Here is a 17684-nt window from a genome sequence, read left to right on the forward strand (position 1 = left end):
AGTGTTACCCATGTTTCCGGTTCATACCCGATGCTTACCGGGCCTGAATTTTAATCGACTTTCTTATACGGTCCATGATAGTAATCAAACGGCGCATAGACCGTATCTGCCACAAAAGACAGTGGTACATCGATAAATAACAGCGCTAAATCGAAATAGTTATAATCATAAGCGCCTGGATTTTTTAGTTTATCAATGTCGTGGTGCGTACCCACATAATAGGTATTCGAATCCTCGCCTTCCGTGCGCGCATTAATGCTGCCACATCCTGAAAGTAATGTGCTGATAAAGAATGCCATTACCGCAACCGTCTTTCTGCTCATTCCTGTGACCTGGGTTTTACCGTCTCGTTTACCATAGCAGGTTAAAAGCGGCTTTTTGCCCGCAGAACTTAAACCCTCAGGTCAGGACTCATAGAGTGAGGATTGCACGTTATAGGCCGGATAAACCACGTGAGTGGTGCATCCGGCAAAGAGGCTTTTACAGCGCGACGCTTTCGAGACGACGCAGCAGGAAAAATAAGGGCAGGTCATAACCTGCCCATTATTATTATGTTTAACCCCAGATAACCTGGTAGTGATAACGTCCGGCACTCAGCAAAAACTCCGGCGACACGGAAGGACTCCATGAATCATCGCCGCCGACGCCCATATGGAAGCCATCAATATTGAGCCAGGTACCCGCCTCCGGTTGCAGCAGATGACGGTGGCTGGTTTCCATTAGTTGCTGTTGGCTAAAGCGGCTGATGTTGAACAGGAAGTCGCCACGCCATTGATGCGTGCCGTAGTGCAGTTCGCGCGTGCCGCAGCGCAGACCGTTGTCGCTCGGGAAAATATACGGGGTGTACATCTCATCGAGTGACAGATCCCAACGGTCAAAACAGGCGGCGCTCAGGCGATCCGGGTAGTTCTCATGCGGGCCGAGACCTAACCAGTTCACACGCTCGGCGACCTGCGACAACTGGCAGCTCAGGCCAATACGCGCCGGATGCGGCGTGCCGCTGGCAACATCGACATCCACCGTTACCTGCATCTCGCCATGACCGTTGATACGATACGATTTACGGCTGATAAACAGCGTTTCACCCTGATACTGCCACGCATGTTCGGTGGTAATCAGTACTGCGTTGCTGAGCGCGTCGGCAGCACAGTGCAGTAACGTTGCTGCAACCTGATAATGACCGGCGGCCTTCCAGCGTTCAACCCAGGCATTCGGGTCAATGCGGGTTGACTCGCTGACGCCGATGTCGTTGTCCAGCGGCGCGCGGGTGAACTGGTCGGTCAGTGGGGATAACAACTGGGCGGTATCATCAAGCCAGTATTGTGTCAGCAGGCCAGACCGACGGTCGAATTGCCAACGCTTGTTGTCGTTCTCAACAGTAAAGCTGTTTTCGCTAACGTTGAGCTGTGGCGCGTTGCGGACAGTTGGCTGCCGCACCAGGCTGAGTTTCTCTTCCAGCTTCCACTGCTGCCAGGCGCTGATATGTCCGGCGTCTGACCAGGCGGTGGCGCGAGGCTGTTCCACGCGCACCGTCAGCCACAGTTGGCCTGCGGTTTCCGGCATCGGGCAATTTGGCAGGGTAATCACCTGGCGGCCCTGCGGGGCAATATCCAGAACGATTTGTCCGGCGGCCAGCAGGTTGCCGTCCTGGGCAATCGACCAGTGCAGAACTTCGTTATCGCTGCGGCGGAACAGATATTCGCTGGTCACTTCAATCTGGCGTTCAGCGCCCGGCAGTAACGTAAACTGGAAAAACTGCTGTTCATGTTTGGCCTCGTATAACGCCGGATGCGGGGTGCGATCGGCGAACACCAGTCCGTTCATGCAGAACTGACGATCGTTAGGCGTGTCGCCAAAGTCGCCACCGTAGGCTGACCATGCCTTACCGTTCTCATCATATTTAATCAGCGACTGATCCACCCAGTCCCAGACAAACCCGCCCTGCAGGCGCGGATACTGACGAAATGCCTGCCAGTATTTGGCGAAGCCGCCGAAACTATTGCCCATCGCATGGGCATATTCACAGAGAATGAGTGGACGCTGCTCACCGGGCATCGACAGCCACTTTTTAATCGACCATTTAGGTACCGCCGGGAAGGGCTGATCCTGATCGACGCGGGCGTACATCGGGCAAATAATGTCGGTCGCCGCGGTATTCGCGCCGCCGCCTTCGTACTGTACCGGGCGTGACGGGTCTTCTGATTTTATCCAGCGATACAGCGCGTCGTGATTGACGCCATGACCGGATTCATTGCCCAGCGACCAGATGATAATGCTCGGATGGTTGCGATCGCGCAGCACCATGCGCGTCACGCGCTGGCTCATGGCAGGCAACCATGTGGGATCGTCGCTCAGGCGATTCATTGGCACCATGCCGTGGGTTTCGATATTGGCTTCGTCGACCACGTACAGGCCGTAGCGATCGCACAAGGTGTACCACAACGGATGGTTCGGGTAATGGGAGCAGCGCACGGCGTTAAAGTTGTTCTGCTTCATCAGCAGAATATCCTGCACCATCGTCGCCTCATCCATCACCTGACCGTTGACCGGATGGTGCTCATGACGGTTGGTGCCGCGAATCAACAGCGGTTTACCGTTTAACAGTAGCAGGCCGTTTTTGATATCAATCTGACGAAAGCCGACGTCACAGGCTTCTGCTTCAATCAGCACCCCATCCGCGCTACGTAACTGCACAACGGCACGGTACAGATTGGGCGTTTCGGCACTCCACAGCGCTGGCTTTTCGACGTTCAACCGCAGGGTAACCCGGTCATGATAAGCGCCGCGCTCATCAATAATCTCGCTGCCGAGTGGGGAGGTCGTTTCGTCAGTGAGCGTTTCACCTCCCCACAATTGCAGGGAAACGCGTAAATCTTCGCTCGCGTTGCCTGCCACTTTGACTTCCGCTTCCAGCACGGCGCGGCTGAAGTCATCGTTAAAACGGGTGTTAATGCGCAGGTCGCTGATTTGCGTGGTGGGCTTATGCAGCAAAGATATGTCGCGAAAGATACCGCTCATGCGCCACATATCCTGGTCTTCCAGATAGCTGCCGTCGCTCCATCGCAGCACCATCACGGCCAGGCGGTTTTCGCCGCGCAGCAGATAATCGCTCAGATCGAATTCAGAGGGCAGACGGCTGTCCTGACCGTAGCCGACCCAGCGACCGTTGCACCACAGATGAAAGGCGGAATTGACGCCGTCAAAAATAATGCGCGTCTGACCTTCATCTAACCACGCGTCTTCGATATTAAATGTGAGCGAGTAACATCCCGTTGGGTTCTGTGCCGGAACGTACGGCGGATTAACCGGGATCGGGTAGGTGACGTTGGTATAAATTGGCGCGTCGTAACCGTCCATCTGCCAGTTAGAGGGGACGTTGATAGTGTCAGCCTGTGGCAGATCGCTTGTCAGCCAGCTTTCCGGCACAGCCTCCGGCGCGGAAAACCACGCGAATTGCCACTGGCCATTCAGCGAGCGTAACTGAGTTGAGCGCTGATTAGTTCGCGCATCATCTGCTGAGCGCCAGCTACAGAAAGGTGGGTGCGCCTCCAGGCGGTTGAGCTGCGTGACGCCGGGATTTTCCCAGTCGCGGCGGGCCAGAACAGCGGAGAGTGAATCTGGGTTCAGGTTCATAACGGTATCCTGTTTGAATTTGTTATTCGCTCACAATTTCAATCAAAATACGGATAAGCGTTCCCAACTGTAAAGGATGGGGCGTGTAATGAGTGAACTGACTCACACAATTGTTATGCGTTCACATTTTAGGTGTGAGCTGAGAGACTTGCCTCGCCAACTGGATGAGTGAATCCGCCAGCGCCTGGGGAGAGGTGGTTTGCGTATCGGGAGGCAGAACTGTTTTGCGCTTAACCAGAGTTACGGGCAGCAGTTGGTTGCCCACAGTTGATTCGCCATGGGGAAGTTGCAGCAGCCTGTCGACGCTGGTTTCGCCTAATAACGGAAAATCCTGCCTGATGGTAGTCAGCGGTGGAATGTAGCAGGCGCTGTCTTCGGTGTCATCGTAGCCGATCACCGAGATATCCATCGCCACCCGCAGGCCGAACTCGCTGATTGCCCGCATCGCGCCCAGCGCCATTTGATCGTTAGCAACCAGCATAGCGGTGGGGAGATTACCGCTATTGAGCATATGCAGTGTTTGTTGAAAACCGGACATGGCGCTCCAGTCGCCTTCCAGCTCCGCGACGGGTTGCAACTGGTAGTACGCCAGATATTTATGCCATCCCGCATGGCGAAGCCTTGCCGAAACCGAAGTGCGCGGCCCGCTCAGCAGGGCGATACGCTGATGTCTGTGCTGTACCAGATGTTCAACGCCGAGGCGTGCACCGTCGTCATGGGAGAAAATCACGCTGTTAATTGGCGTCAGGTCAGAGACATCGAGAAACAGCACTGGCACCGTACCGCAGGCGGCAGCCACGGCAATGGCGTCTTCTTCGTCCAGCGGATAGTTGATGATCAGCCCGGTTACGCGCTGAGAAAGCAGGTTATGGACCGCGGTTTTACATGCCTCAACGCCGCTGCGCTCGACCATGGCGATCACCACGCTGGCACCGGACTGGTCGGCGCGGGATTTTATGGCGGCAACGATTTGTGAAGGGGCGTGCAGGGCAAGGTTCGCCGTCACGACGCCAATCAGCGACGTCTGTTTACCTGCCAGCTGCTGTGCGACGCGGTTAGGGATGTAGTTGAGTTCCGCCATCGCGGCCTCAACTTTCTGTCGGGTTTTTGCAGAAACGTGGCTGGCCTGATTTACGACGCGCGAGACGGTCTGGTAAGAGACTCCTGCATGGTCTGCCACATCGTATAGCGTTACCGGTTTCACGTTTATCACCCCTGTCATGATGTTTTCTACGCGCTATGATGCCACAGCGGGACGGTTTTGGGGGATTTGCGCATTGGTTCTGCGAGGCGCATTCCAGGGTTGCGTCTCTGGCGCCGGAGGATTTATCGTCGTGATTATTAACAGAATAAAAAAGTGAGGAGATGGTGAGCGACGTTGCGGCAAATAACATTCTGTCCATCTACAGGCGTCATGCGGATGCCTTTGCCAGCCAGCGCTCTCGTGCACTGTTTGAAAAAAGCTGGCTGGACAAGTTCATCTCGGTTATGGACGGGCAGGGCAGCATTGTGGATATTGGCTGCGGGAACGGTCAGCCGATTGCCGGGTATTTTATCCAGCAAGGTTTTCAGCTCACAGGGATTGATGGTTCCGCAGCGATGCTGGCGCGGGCCCGGCAATCCTTTCCCGCGCAGCGCTGGCTGGAGCAGGATATGCGTGAACTGGCACTCGACGAAACCTTTGCCGGCCTGATTGCGTGGGACAGTTTTTTCCATTTAACCCAGCAAGACCAACGAAAGATGTTCCCGATTTTTGACCGGCTTAGCCATCCCGGCAGCGCGCTGATGTTTACCAGCGGTACCGGGAATGGCATTGCTATGGGGCAATTTGAAGGCGAGCCGCTATTTCACGCCAGCCTTGCACCTGATGAGTATCGCGCATTGCTCTCAGCGCACGGCTTTACGGTGATTGAAATGGTGATGGAAGATCCGGAATGCGCAGGGCACACGGTGTGGCTGGCGAAAAAAGGCTAAACGCCGCGAAAGGTTTTGCGCCATTCGGCGGGGCTGACGCCGAAATGAGATTTAAAATGCTGACGCCAGGTGACAGGCGACTGAAAACCGACCTGTTCGGCGATGCGTTCAACGGGCAACTGACTGGACTCCTGTAGCGCCTGGCTGCGGCGAAGACGCTCGACAATCAACCACTCTGCCACGCTCGACCCGGTGGCTTTCATAAAGTGACGGGTTAACGTGCGACGGCTCATCATCACCCGCTGCGCCAGCGCATCGAGACTATGCTGTTCGTGGATATGCAGGCGTAAATAATCAAGCAGCGCATTGATGCGCTGATCCTGGGTGTTTTTCGCCACCGGCTGTTCGATAAATTGTGCCTGACCACCTTCGCGATGCGGCGGCACAATCATCCGCCGCGCAATCTGATTCGCTACCGTGCTGCCAAAACGTTGGCGGATCACGTACAAACAGCAATCCAGCGCGGCGGCAGTGCCTGCGGAGGTAATAATACCGTCGTCATCCACATACAGAGCGTTGATATCCAGACGCGCCGCCGGGAAGCGGGCCTGGAAATCCTGCTCGAACTCCCAGTGCGTGGCCGCCCGTTTGCCATCCAGCAGACCGGCATAGCCGAGGACAAATGCGCCCAGACACAGCCCGACCATTTGCGCGCCGTTTTGCCGCGCACGGTTGAGCGCATCAAGCAACCCCTGCGGCGGGCGATGTGCGGTCGTGCCCCAGTAAGGGATCACCACGATGTCGGCTGCCTCCACCGCTTCATAGCCATAAGCTGCGTTAATCGAGAAACCGTCCTGCGAGGAAACAATACCGGGCTGTTCGGCGCACAATTGCACGTCGAAGCGCTTTTTCGCCGCCACTTTGTCACTGAAAATGATGCACGGCACCGAGAAGTGAAACGGGCTGAAATCTTCCACGGCGACAATAGCGACGGTAAGTGGCTGCATACAATTCCTCTGCGGATATTAAAACGTCAGGGTTTCACCATCTTCCGGCACGTTGACGCATTGCGCAATCTGGTTGTCGCTGGCATATGCTTTCAGCGCGGCGCGGGTCAACAAACAGTGGTTTATCGCCTCCATATGCGTGGCCACAATTTGTGCATTAGGAAGCGTGAAGTGGGTTTTTAGTACATCTTCTGCGCCCATAATAATTGGGCCAAAACCGATGACGTGGGCAAAACCTGCGTTCAAAATCACCACATCCGGCTGGAAAGTCAGCATGTTGGCTTCCACTTCGTCACGCCAGATAGTGTCCCCAACCAGATACAGCGTTTTTTCCGCCGGATGTTGAAAGATAACCCCGCAGGCATCGCCTAAACGTTCCGCCATTTGCGGGATGGCGTAAGCGCGATCTGAACCATGCTGACCGCCGGTTTTACGTAAGGTGATGTCGCCCAGCGTGGTATTGTGTGTCAGTACATTAAGTTGGGTGAAACCCTGATCTCGCAGTACCTGCGCATCCTGCTCATTTTGCACGTAAATCGGTTTGTCTTTCGGCACGACGCGTGCGGCAACCTCATCCCAGTGATCTTCATGCAGATGCGTCACGATCAGCGCATCGACGTTAAGCAGATTATCAATATTAACAGGCAGATCGACGGTCGGATTGCGGATCTCCGCACGTGCCGTTCCGGCAAAGCCCGGATAAGCACCTTTTGCCGCCAGCATTGGATCGATTAGAAAGGTTTTGCCGCCAAAGGTGATGCGCTGCGTGGCGTTGCGGATTTGCGTGATGTTCATGATGTTTGCTCCACGTGTTGGGTCAGTGGTGTCATCGTAGAGTGTTATGCATAAGTTGAATGTGGGCAAATGGGCGAGTAGCGATGGGATCGGGCCAATCTGCGGGTCATTCAACGTAACAGGAGAAAATATTTAACTGTGGGGTGGGCGCTTTTCCTAAAAAGCAATAGGAAAGCGGTTACAAATTGAATATCACTGTGTCATTTATTTACATTTTGTGCCTTTTAACCTAGTTTGCTCATTTTTTAACGACCATGATGGATTATGGAAAGTGGGGCTGCGGGTGAAGATCAGGGACGTCGGGATGACTTTTTTACTGTCAGGGGGGGGGCTGTTATTGACCATGACGGGTCACGCCGCGCCTTTATCTCCTGCCGATCACAGTTCCGTTCAGCAACAGCAGCAGCAATTGCTTGATGAAAACCAGCGACAGCGCGAAGAGTTAGGCCGTAGCGTGGTCCTCCCTGAATCGGAAAGGTCAACCCTTCCTGCCCCGCCCTCCGGGGCCTGCTTTACGACCTCTCGTATCAATATTGAGGGGGCAAACCAGTTATCACCGAAAGCCGCCAGAAAATTAACTGCGCCGTGGGTGAATCAGTGTCTGGACATTGCTCGCCTGACGGCGCTAACGAACGCGATTTCTGATTGGTACATCAGCCGCGGGTTTATCACCAGCCGTGCTTTTTTAACCGAGCAGGATCTCTCCTCCGGTGTGCTGCACATTGCGGTACTTGAGGGAAAATTGCAGGAAATTCGCCTCGAAGGCGTCCCATCGCGCACGCTGAAAATGACCTTTCCTGGACTGGAAGGGAAAATCCTGAATTTGCGCGATCTTGAACAGGGCATGGAGCAGTTGAACCGGGTTCGCCAGGCGCCGGTGGAAATTGAAATTTTACCCGGTAGCCAGCAAGGTTTCTCGATAGTTAACCTGACGGTTGCCCCTGAATCTCTACTTAATGGCTCCGTAAGTTTTGATAACAGCGGGCAAAAGAGTACCGGCACCGGACAACTGAGCGGGGCGTTGTTTGCCAATAACCTGTTCGGCCTTGCGGATAAGTGGTTTATCAGCGGTGGGCGCAGCAGCGATTTTTCCAGCAATAAAGATGCGCATAATTTTGCTGCTGGGGTGAGTATTCCTTACGGCTACGGATTGCTTGATTACAGTTACAGCTGGAGTAACTACTTCAGCACCATTGATAACAATGGCTATGTCTGGCGATCCACTGGCGACAGCGAAACCCATCGTCTGACCGGTTCATGGGGGCTGTTTCGCAATGGTGACATCAAAACGACGGCTTCGCTGGGACTGACGCATCGAATAAACCGCAACAAATTGAATGATGTCCTGCTGGAAACCAGTAGCCGTAAGCTTTCCAGTATTTCGCTGGGTATCAACCATACGCAAAAAATCGCCTCCGGCGTTGCCACGTTCAATCCCACGTTTACCCAGGGGGTGCCGTGGTTTGGCGCAGAGAATGACAAGAATAAACAGGGTGATGTTCCGAAGGCAGAATTTCGCAAATGGAGCGTTAGCGGCAGCTTTCAGCGACCGCTGACAGAGAATCTGTGGTGGCTGAGCAGCGTCTATTTTCAGTGGTCACCGGACCGCCTTTACGGCAGCGAACGCCTGACGCTGGGGGGTGAAACATCGGTACGTGGCTTTAAAGAACAATATATTTCCGGGGACAACGGCGGCTACTGGCGCAACGAAGTGAATTACTCGCTGTTTACGCTGCCGGTATTCGGACAGATTGGCGCGATGGCGGCATTTGACGGCGGCTGGCTGAAACAGGATGGCTTTGATCGTTATGCCTCCGGCACGTTGTGGGGGGCCGCGCTGGGATTAACCAGTTCAGGGCGCTGGTTCTCCAGTCAGTTTATCGTAGGAACGCCAGTGAATTATCCGGACTGGCTGGCACCAGATCATCTCAATATTTATTACCGCATGGCCGTGGCATTTTAAGGAAGCAGGATGATGAAAAAGGATCAGATTCGTTTCTCTCAGCGTGTACTTAGTGGGGTAGTGAGCGCTCTGTTAGCCACGCAGCCGCTGTTTCCGGCCATAGCTGCCACCATCACCCCTGCCGGCAATACGCAAATGGATAAAGCCGCCAACGGTGTTCCGGTAGTGAACATCGCTACGCCGAATGCGTCCGGGATTTCACACAACAAATATAACGACTACAACGTGGGAAAAGAGGGGCTGATCCTCAACAACGCCACCGGGCAATTTAATCAGACTCAGCTTGGCGGCATTATCCAGAATAACTCGAACCTGCGTTCAGGAAAAGAAGCGACAGGGATCATTAACGAAGTCACCGGGAGCAACCGTTCACAGCTACAGGGCTATACCGAAGTGGCGGGTAAAGCGGCCAACGTTATCGTTGCCAACCCTTATGGCATTACCTGCAATGGTTGCGGATTTATCAATACGCCCAACGTCACCTTGACTACCGGCAAACCGGTGCTGGATGCTGACGGTAATCTTCAGTCGCTGGATGTGAGCAAAGGCGGTATCACTATTGAAGGTCAGGGATTGGATGGCAGCCAGAGCGATGCGGTGTCGATCATTGCTCGGGCCACAGAAATCAATGCGGCGCTGCATGCAAATGATCTCAGTGTGATCGCCGGAACCAACCGCGTAACAGCGAAGGGACAGGTGAGCCAACTGCAAGGCGAAGGGGACGTGCCGACAGTGGCGGTGGACACCGGGGCGCTAGGCGGCATGTATGCCAACCGAATTCGTCTGGTTTCCAGCGAGAAAGGGCTGGGGGTCAACCTCGGGAATCTGAATGCCCGTCAGGGTGATATCACGCTTGATGCGAATGGAAAACTAACCGTTAAGTCCAGCCTGGCCAGCGGGGCTATCTCCATGAAAGGACTAGACGTTGCGCTTTCTGGCGATCATAAAGCGGGGGAAAATTTATCCGTCGCCAGTCAGCGTGATATTGCCCTGAATGATGGCGTGCTGGTCAGTGATAAAAACCTGCAATTGACTGCGCAAGGAAAGCTGGAACAGAAGGGCGGCACGCTTACCGCGGGCCAGGACGTTGCGCTTGCTGCCAGTGACATTACTCAGCAGCACGAGGCGCAGATTGATGCTGCTGGAAATGTTTCGTTGGCCGGACGGAACAGTGTCGACACGCAGGGAAAAGCCGCTGCCGGAAAACAGCTTAATGTTAACGGTGATTCGCTGAGTAACGGCGGCCAGTGGAGCGCGGGTGACGCCGCCCGTATTCAGGGCGGCAGCGTAACCAACAGCGGTATGATGCAGGGGACATCGCTGGATATTGCCGCCACGCGTGATGTTAATCTTAGTGGCCAGCTCAATGCGGCAGATACGCTGACGATTAAAGGCCAGCATATCTCTACAGCCACGGATGCTCAGATGCAAAGCGGGAAGAATATTGCCCTGCAAGCCGGGACGGTAAGTCTGAACGGCACCCACGCGGCGAAAAATGACCTGACCGTGACGGCAAACACCCTCACTCATAACGGTAAATCAAGTGCCACGCAGATGAACCTGAACGTGGCGCAAACTACCACTCAAAACGGCACGCTGGTGGCAGACAGTCTCAGACTCGACAGCCAGCATATCGCCAACAGCGGTCTGCTGCAGGGTAACGCAGCGTTGGCTCTGCATACTGATAATCTGCAAAATCTGAGCGGCGGTACTATCTACAGCCTTGCCGCTCTGGCGCTGGATATTCCTTACCTGACTAACGACGGGACTATTGCTACCGATGGCGATCTGCGCCTTGGCGGTCTTCAGTTGATTAACGCAGGCGACATTCAGGCTGACACGCTTGAGCTGCAACTGCGCGACGCGATAAATAATTCCGGGCGTCTGCTCGCACATCAGAGCGCGCAACTCACGGCGCAAACGCTGGAAAACGGCGGCATGCTGGTGGCGAATACTCTCACTCTCGACGGAAACACTGTTCAGAACGGTGGTCTGGTTCAGGGTAATGACAGCGCGTTGATTTCTGCGGGTACTCTGACGACGGAGACGACGGGGCAATGGTTAACCGGTAATGCGCTGACGGTGAACGCGGGTACGGTAGAACACGCCGGGGTGATGCAGGGTGATACCCTTACATTGACAGCCGATGCGCTCAATAACAGCGGGGTGCTTAACGGCTTACGTGGCCTGGAAGGGACACTGACCGGGCAACTGACCAACGTCGGGCAAATTCAAAGCGGTGGTGGGCTCTCGCTCACCGCAAACAACCTGATCAGCGCCGGGCGTATCGTGGGGGATTCGCTCACGCTTGCGGCAACGACGCTACGTAACAATGGCTTGTGGCAGGGGGCTAACGGACTGACTTTACGCAGCGATACGCTCAGCACGGACACAACGTCACTGACGCTGAGCGGCGGCGCGCTGACCGTTGATGTGGATACTCTGATCACGCAGGGCACGTTGCAGGGACAACAGGTCGCGGTGACGTCTGATGACTGGCGGCACGAGGGGGCGTTGGTCAGCCTTGGCGCACTGACGGCTGACATCAGTAACCGATTTACCCTGCCGGGTGAATTGATGAGTCAGGGCGCTCTGTCGTTAGCTGCACAGCAGTTGAAGAACGACGGAAACATCCTCAGTGAAAGTGACATTACGCTCAATGGTCAGCAATTTACAAACAGTGGGGTGGTACAGGGAAATACCCTGACGCTAAGCCAGGATCGTATTCATAACCAGGGCGTATTGATTGGCCGACAAAACCTGACGGTGGCAGCCCCGCAGCAGGAGCTGATTAATGCGGCGGGGGGGGCGCTACTGACCCAGGGAATGCTGAAAGTGACGTCCGGCGATGTGACCAACGCAGGAACGTGGCAGGGGCAATCGATTCTGCTCAATGCGCAGTCGCTGACTAACAGCGGAGCAATCCAAAGTGCGGATGCGTTACAGCTTATGCTCGTCAAAAATTTCACGTCTGCAGAGGGCAGCAAAGTCACCGCACTCGGTAATGCCACGCTCCAGGCGCTATCCCTGACGAATAACGGGCAATGGGCGGCGAGTCATTTGACGTTAAACGGCACCACGCTGGATAACGCCGGGGCGATCAGCGGAGTCAATGGCCTGACGTTAGCCATGAATGGCGCGGTCAACCAACAGGTGTCGGGTAGCATGCTCACCGGCGGCGCATTGGATCTCAATGCGGCATCGGTGGCTAACGCAGGCAGCATTCAGGGGACGACGCTAAGCATAACGTCCGGTGTGTTAACCAATAGCGGACGGCTGCAGGGGGATAATGACGCCACGCTGGCGCTGAACGGTGAACTGACGAACCTGGCAGGGGGGGAAATTGTAAGCCGTCAGGGACTGGCGATCGCCACGCCCGTAATGTTTAACTACGGCTTCATTCAGAGCGGCGGCAACACACGTATTAACGCCACAACCCGCGCGCTGAACGAGGGGAAGCTGCTTTCCGGCGCCGAGTTGAGACTCTCCACGCCGCAGTATTCCGGCGCAGGCTGGTTACAGGCGACAAATCTCATTCTGAATGCGGCAACGGCCACCAACGACGGAAACTGGCTTGCCGACAGCGCAACGCTGACGGGGAGTCAGTTCACTAACCAGGGGACGACGCAGGCGGGACAACTAACACTCAATTACCAGCAGTTGACCAATAACGGTACGGTGTTAGGAACGTCTCAACTGACGGTTAATGCCGAACGCGTGAACCAGAATGCGGCTGGCAAACTGTTCAGCGGTGGCGATTTGACTCTCACTAGCCAGTCCCTGGAAGCGCTCGGGCAGGTGGTTGCGCTGGGTAATCTGACGCTGAAACTGGTGAATGCGTTCACCGCCAACAGCACGCTTGCTGCGGGCAACATCCTCACGATTAACAGCGAGGGCGCCATCGACAACCGCAACGTCATGCAGGGGCAGGCGGTCAACCTGACGGCAGGCGGGCAGTTGAGTAACAATGGGCAAATCACCACCGGCAGCGGTACGAGCAGCCTCAGCGGCAGCAATGTGGCGCTTAATGCCGCCGGAACGGTACAGGGTGGGGGTGACATCATGGTCACCAGTCACGGCAATATTACCGTAGACGGTTTTACCGGCACGCGCGGAACGCTCATGCTCAATACGCCGGGGGCAATCATCAACACGGCGCTGCTGTATGCGGCAAATAACATGGCGCTGTATGCCGACGCTATTACCAACCAGCGCGGCGATATCCTTGCGGGCAACAGCCTGTGGATGCAGAAAGATGCGGCGGGAAATGCCAACCGCGAGGTCATCAACACCTCCGGCACCATCGAGACGCAGGGCGGCGATATCACGATTAAAACTGGGTATCTGCTGAATCAGCGAGATGGGCTGGTGGTAAGCAAGGGTAACACTGAAGATCTGACACAACAGTATGCATGGCTGAATGAGGGATATGCCGACATTCCCCTGTCAGAGCTTATTCTGGGAACCGACTATGGCTATGTTGTTAGCGAATCCTGCAGTGGAGGTGGTAGCCCAGGGCACGGCGCGGCCCCCAGCTGTAGCGATATCGCAACGCCTGTGGCGATGAAAAATAGCCCAGCAAAAGAGATCGCCATTTCACGTTCTACCCTTTCAGTCTCCGCAAACGGCGGTGCCGCGCGCATCAGTGCCGCGCGCGGGATGGTAATCCAGGCAGATCATCTTGAAAATAATGCCAGCACGTTGCTTGCGGGCGGGGATATGTCCCTTTCCGGTTCAACCCTGCAAAATCAGTCATGGACTGACGGGACGATCACCCGTTATCGGACGTATGTTGCTGATCAGCAGGGCAACCGCTGGGAGACTCCTGCCGCTTCGGTAGACGCGGATAGATATAATAGCGGCCCGATTCACTATATCGCTCAGGGTAATGACAGGGAGGAAACCTCTGGAGGAACGGTATACCGCGCGGTTATTCAGTCTGGTGGAACTGTTCTGGCTAATTTTTCGCAAGATATCAGTAATACCACTACCACTCCCAGTGCGGGTGGGGCGATAAACACCCTCGTTACCCCTACCCTGAACGCACTCAGTAACCAGACCATCGACGCTGGGGTGCAAAAGCAGACACTGGCAGATAGTGAAGCGGTTAGCGTTAATTCGCCGCAGTGGAACGATCAACTGCAAGATGCCCTGCAGCAGATTAACGGTGGTACGCTGGATGCCGGGAATGTCGCGGATACCACGCTGGACACGGTCTCTACCGATAAGAACAGCCAGATTAATCAGGGGAAAACGGTGGATACCAGTGCGTATCCATTGCCTTCTGGTCAACACGGCTACTTTGTTGTCTCTGACGATCCGCAAAGCCCGTACCTGATCAACATTAACCCCAAGCTCGATGGTTTGGGTCAGTTGGACCCGGCTCTGTTTGCCGAGTTGAACGCACTGCTGGGGATTATGCCTGGCGATGCCCCACGTGAAACCAACAGCGCCTATACCGATCAAAACCAGTTTCTGGGATCGGCGTATATGCTGGACCGTCTCAACCTGAACCCGGAATTCGATTACCGTTTTCTTGGTGATGCAGCGTTCGACACCCGCTACGTCAGTAATGCGATGCTGAATCAGACAGGAAGCCGTTATATCAACGGTATAGGTTCCGATCTGGATCAAATGCGTTATCTGATGGACAGTGCCGCCGGCGCACAGCAGTCGCTGGGGCTGAAATTTGGCGTAGCCCTGACGGCGGAGCAAATTACCTCTCTTGAACAAAGCATATTGTGGTGGGAAGCTGCGACCGTCAACGGTGAAACGGTGATGATACCGAAGCTCTATCTGTCGCCGAAGGATATCACCGTCAATAACGGGAGTGTCATCTCCGGGAATAACGTCCAGTTGGCAGGCGGTACTATCACTAACGCCGGTAGTACGTTGCTGGCGAATAACACACTGACCCTCGACAGCCAGAACAGCATTAACAATCTCAACAATGGCCTGATGCAGGCCGGGGGCAACCTCGACCTGAGCGCTATTGGTGATATCAATAACATCAGCGCTGCTATTAGCGGAAAAACGGTTCAGATGACAAGTCTCGACGGCAGCATCAATAACCTGACGCAGGTGGAGCAGATTGACATCAATGCGTGGGATAAATATGGCAGTGTGAGATTTAAAGAGACGCTGCTGGGCACGACGGCGTCGATTTCCGCACAGGATGGGCTGTCGCTATCGGCAGGCCAAAATATTACCGTCACGGGCGCAACGCTTTCGGCGGGCGATTCACTGCAGATGAATGCCGCGGGTGATATTACGGTGAATGCGAATCATATTAACGATGCGCAGAGCCATGCCGGACGATGGACTGACGAGACCAGCCGTTCATCACTGGGCTGGCAGGGAAGCAGCATCAGCGCGGGAGGGGACCTTGGCATCAATGCCGGGAATAACCTCAACCTGACGGCAAGCGACGTGAACGCTGGCGGCAGCGCGATGCTGACTGCGGGTAACGATCTCAACCTGAATGCGGCCAGCACGCGTGAGAACAGCCGCGACGGGGGCAGCGAATCACACCGCTCCGGGCTGGATCGCACCACTATTTCTGCGGGCGATAACCTGGTCCTGATCGCGGGTCAGGATATTAACGCCCACGCGGCGGGCCTGGCGGCGGAAAATGATGTGGGTCTGCAGGCCGGACGTGATGTCAATTTGCTGGCCGAGGCCACGGCTGAAGGCGACAGTTACCACGCGAAGAAAAAAACCATCATCAATGAGTCCGTGCGCCAGCAGGGTACGGAAGTTGCCAGCGGTGGCGACACGGTCATTATCGCCGGGCGCGATATGAATGCGCAGGCAACCGATGTGATTGCTCAGGGAGATATCGGCGTAGCGGCGGGCCGGGATGTGAATCTCATCACGGCGACGGAAAGTGACTACCACTACGAAGAAACCACCAAAACCAAAAAAGGATTCCTCAATAAAAAGACCACCCACACGATTGAGGAGGACAGCGCCACGCGTGAAAAAGGCGCGTTGCTGAGCGGTGACAATGTGACTGTAGCTGCCGGGAACAACATTCTGGTTCAGGGCTCTGCCGTCGTCGGTGATGGTGATGTGGCGCTCGGTGCCGGAAACAACGTCGACATTATTGCCGCAACCAATACCGATACCTCTTGGCGGTTTAAAGAAACGAAAAAAAGCGGCGTGATGGGAACGGGCGGGATCGGTTTTTCCATCGGCAGCAGTAAAACCACGCATGATTTGCGCGAGCAGGGCACCACCCAGAGCGAGAGCTTCAGCACTGTCGGGTCAACCGGCGGCAACGTCAGCATTACAGCCGGTCAGCAGGTGCGTATTGGCGGTGCGGATATCATCGCGCAGAAAGATATTGCTATGCTCGGTGACAGCGTGGTGATTGAGCCAGGCCATGACAAACGTACCCGCGATGAGACGTTTGAGCAGAAGAGCAGCGGCCTGACGGTGGCGCTGTCGGGGGCAGCAGGCAGCGCAGTAAACAGCGCAGTGCAGACTTCGCAAGATGCGAAGGGGGAGAGCGATGATCGTCTGGCGGCGCTGCAGGCCACCAAAGCGGTGCTTTCTGGCGCGCAGGCGGTGCAGGCGGCAGCGGTTGCCCGGGCCAGCGACAAAGCGGACAGCGGGCTGGGTATCAGCGTCTCGCTGACGTCGCAGAGCGCCAAATCTGAGCAACATGTTCAGACGGATACCGTGACGGGCAGTACCCTGAATGCCGGTAATAATCTGATTATCGCTGCGACGGGCAGCGGCCAGAGCGGCAACAGCGGCGATATTCTGATCGGTGGCAGCCAGATAAAGGCGGGCGGTGACACCACCCTGGTGGCGGCGAATGATATTGTGCTGAGCGGTGTGGCAAACACCCAACAGACGACAGGCACAAACAGCAGCAGCGGGGGCGGGGTGGGCGTCGGTATCGGCGTCAACGCTGACAGTTACGGCATCAGCGTCTTCGCCAACGTCAACGGCGCAAAAGGCAGTGAAAAGGGCAACGGCACGGCGTGGACGGAGACCACGCTGGACAGCGGCGGTACGGTTTCGCTGGTCAGCGGGCGTGACGCCATCCTGAACGGGGCGCAGGTCAGCGGTGACCGCGTGGTGGCGGATATCGGTGGCGACCTGTGGATGAGCAGTGCCCAGGACAGCAATGACTACCGGTCGAAGCAGAGCAGCGCAGCGGCCGGGGGCAGCTTTACCTACGGCAGCATGTCCGGCTCAGGTTATATCAGCGCCAGCCAGGACCAGATGAAGAGCGACTACGCCTCGGTGCAGGAGCAGACGGGTCTGTTTGCCGGCGACGGCGGATTTGACGTAACAGTGGGCGGGCACACGCAGCTGGACGGCGCGGTAATTGCCTCAACGGCGACGGCGGATAAAAACAG

8 protein-coding genes are annotated in these 17684 nt (G+C 55.7%); 3 read left to right on the forward strand and 5 right to left on the reverse strand.

What is annotated here, in order from left to right; all coding sequences use genetic code 11:
* Window positions 1-50 precede the first annotated feature (50 nt).
* From FDX04_RS18945 to FDX04_RS18955, 3 genes are all read right to left on the reverse strand, one after another.
* The gene (locus FDX04_RS18945; protein WP_137359913.1) at window positions 51-323 is read right to left on the reverse strand and encodes a YceK/YidQ family lipoprotein; all 273 of its coding nucleotides are present in this window, start codon (window positions 321-323) and stop codon (window positions 51-53) included.
* Between the two features lie 232 nt (window positions 324-555).
* Window positions 556-3633, reverse strand: a complete 3078-nt coding sequence (locus FDX04_RS18950) for a beta-galactosidase (RefSeq protein ID WP_137359914.1) — start codon at window positions 3631-3633, stop codon at window positions 556-558.
* Between the two features lie 121 nt (window positions 3634-3754).
* Window positions 3755-4846 carry a LacI family DNA-binding transcriptional regulator gene (locus FDX04_RS18955; protein ID WP_137359921.1) on the reverse strand — a complete coding sequence of 364 codons (1092 nt, stop codon included), beginning with the start codon at window positions 4844-4846 and terminating at the stop codon, window positions 3755-3757.
* Window positions 4847-4998: 152 nt separating this feature from the next.
* Between FDX04_RS18955 and FDX04_RS18960 the strand changes: the two genes are divergently transcribed.
* Window positions 4999-5607, forward strand: a complete 609-nt coding sequence (locus FDX04_RS18960) for a class I SAM-dependent methyltransferase (RefSeq protein ID WP_137371345.1) — start codon at window positions 4999-5001, stop codon at window positions 5605-5607.
* Here FDX04_RS18960 and FDX04_RS18965 read toward each other — a convergent pair.
* Both FDX04_RS18965 and FDX04_RS18970 read right to left on the reverse strand, forming a co-directional pair.
* On the reverse strand, window positions 5604-6554 hold the full coding sequence (locus FDX04_RS18965) for a GlxA family transcriptional regulator (protein ID WP_137371346.1): 951 nt from the start codon (window positions 6552-6554) through the stop codon (window positions 5604-5606). The two genes, FDX04_RS18960 and FDX04_RS18965, sit on opposite strands and share 4 nt — an antisense overlap.
* Before the next feature lie 18 nt (window positions 6555-6572).
* On the reverse strand, window positions 6573-7349 hold the full coding sequence (locus FDX04_RS18970) for an MBL fold metallo-hydrolase (RefSeq protein ID WP_137371347.1): 777 nt from the start codon (window positions 7347-7349) through the stop codon (window positions 6573-6575).
* A 304-nt stretch (window positions 7350-7653) separates the two neighbouring features.
* Between FDX04_RS18970 and FDX04_RS18975 the strand changes: the two genes are divergently transcribed.
* Both FDX04_RS18975 and FDX04_RS18980 read left to right on the forward strand, forming a co-directional pair.
* On the forward strand, window positions 7654-9312 hold the full coding sequence (locus tag FDX04_RS18975) for a ShlB/FhaC/HecB family hemolysin secretion/activation protein (RefSeq protein WP_137371348.1): 1659 nt from the start codon (window positions 7654-7656) through the stop codon (window positions 9310-9312).
* Window positions 9313-9324: 12 nt separating this feature from the next.
* Window positions 9325-17684: hemagglutinin repeat-containing protein (locus FDX04_RS18980; protein WP_137359918.1), on the forward strand; the 8360-nt coding region annotated here is incomplete at its 3' end.

Origin of the sequence: Citrobacter sp. wls615, from assembly GCF_005281355.1 — a bacterium.
Classification (GTDB): domain Bacteria; phylum Pseudomonadota; class Gammaproteobacteria; order Enterobacterales; family Enterobacteriaceae; genus Citrobacter; species Citrobacter werkmanii.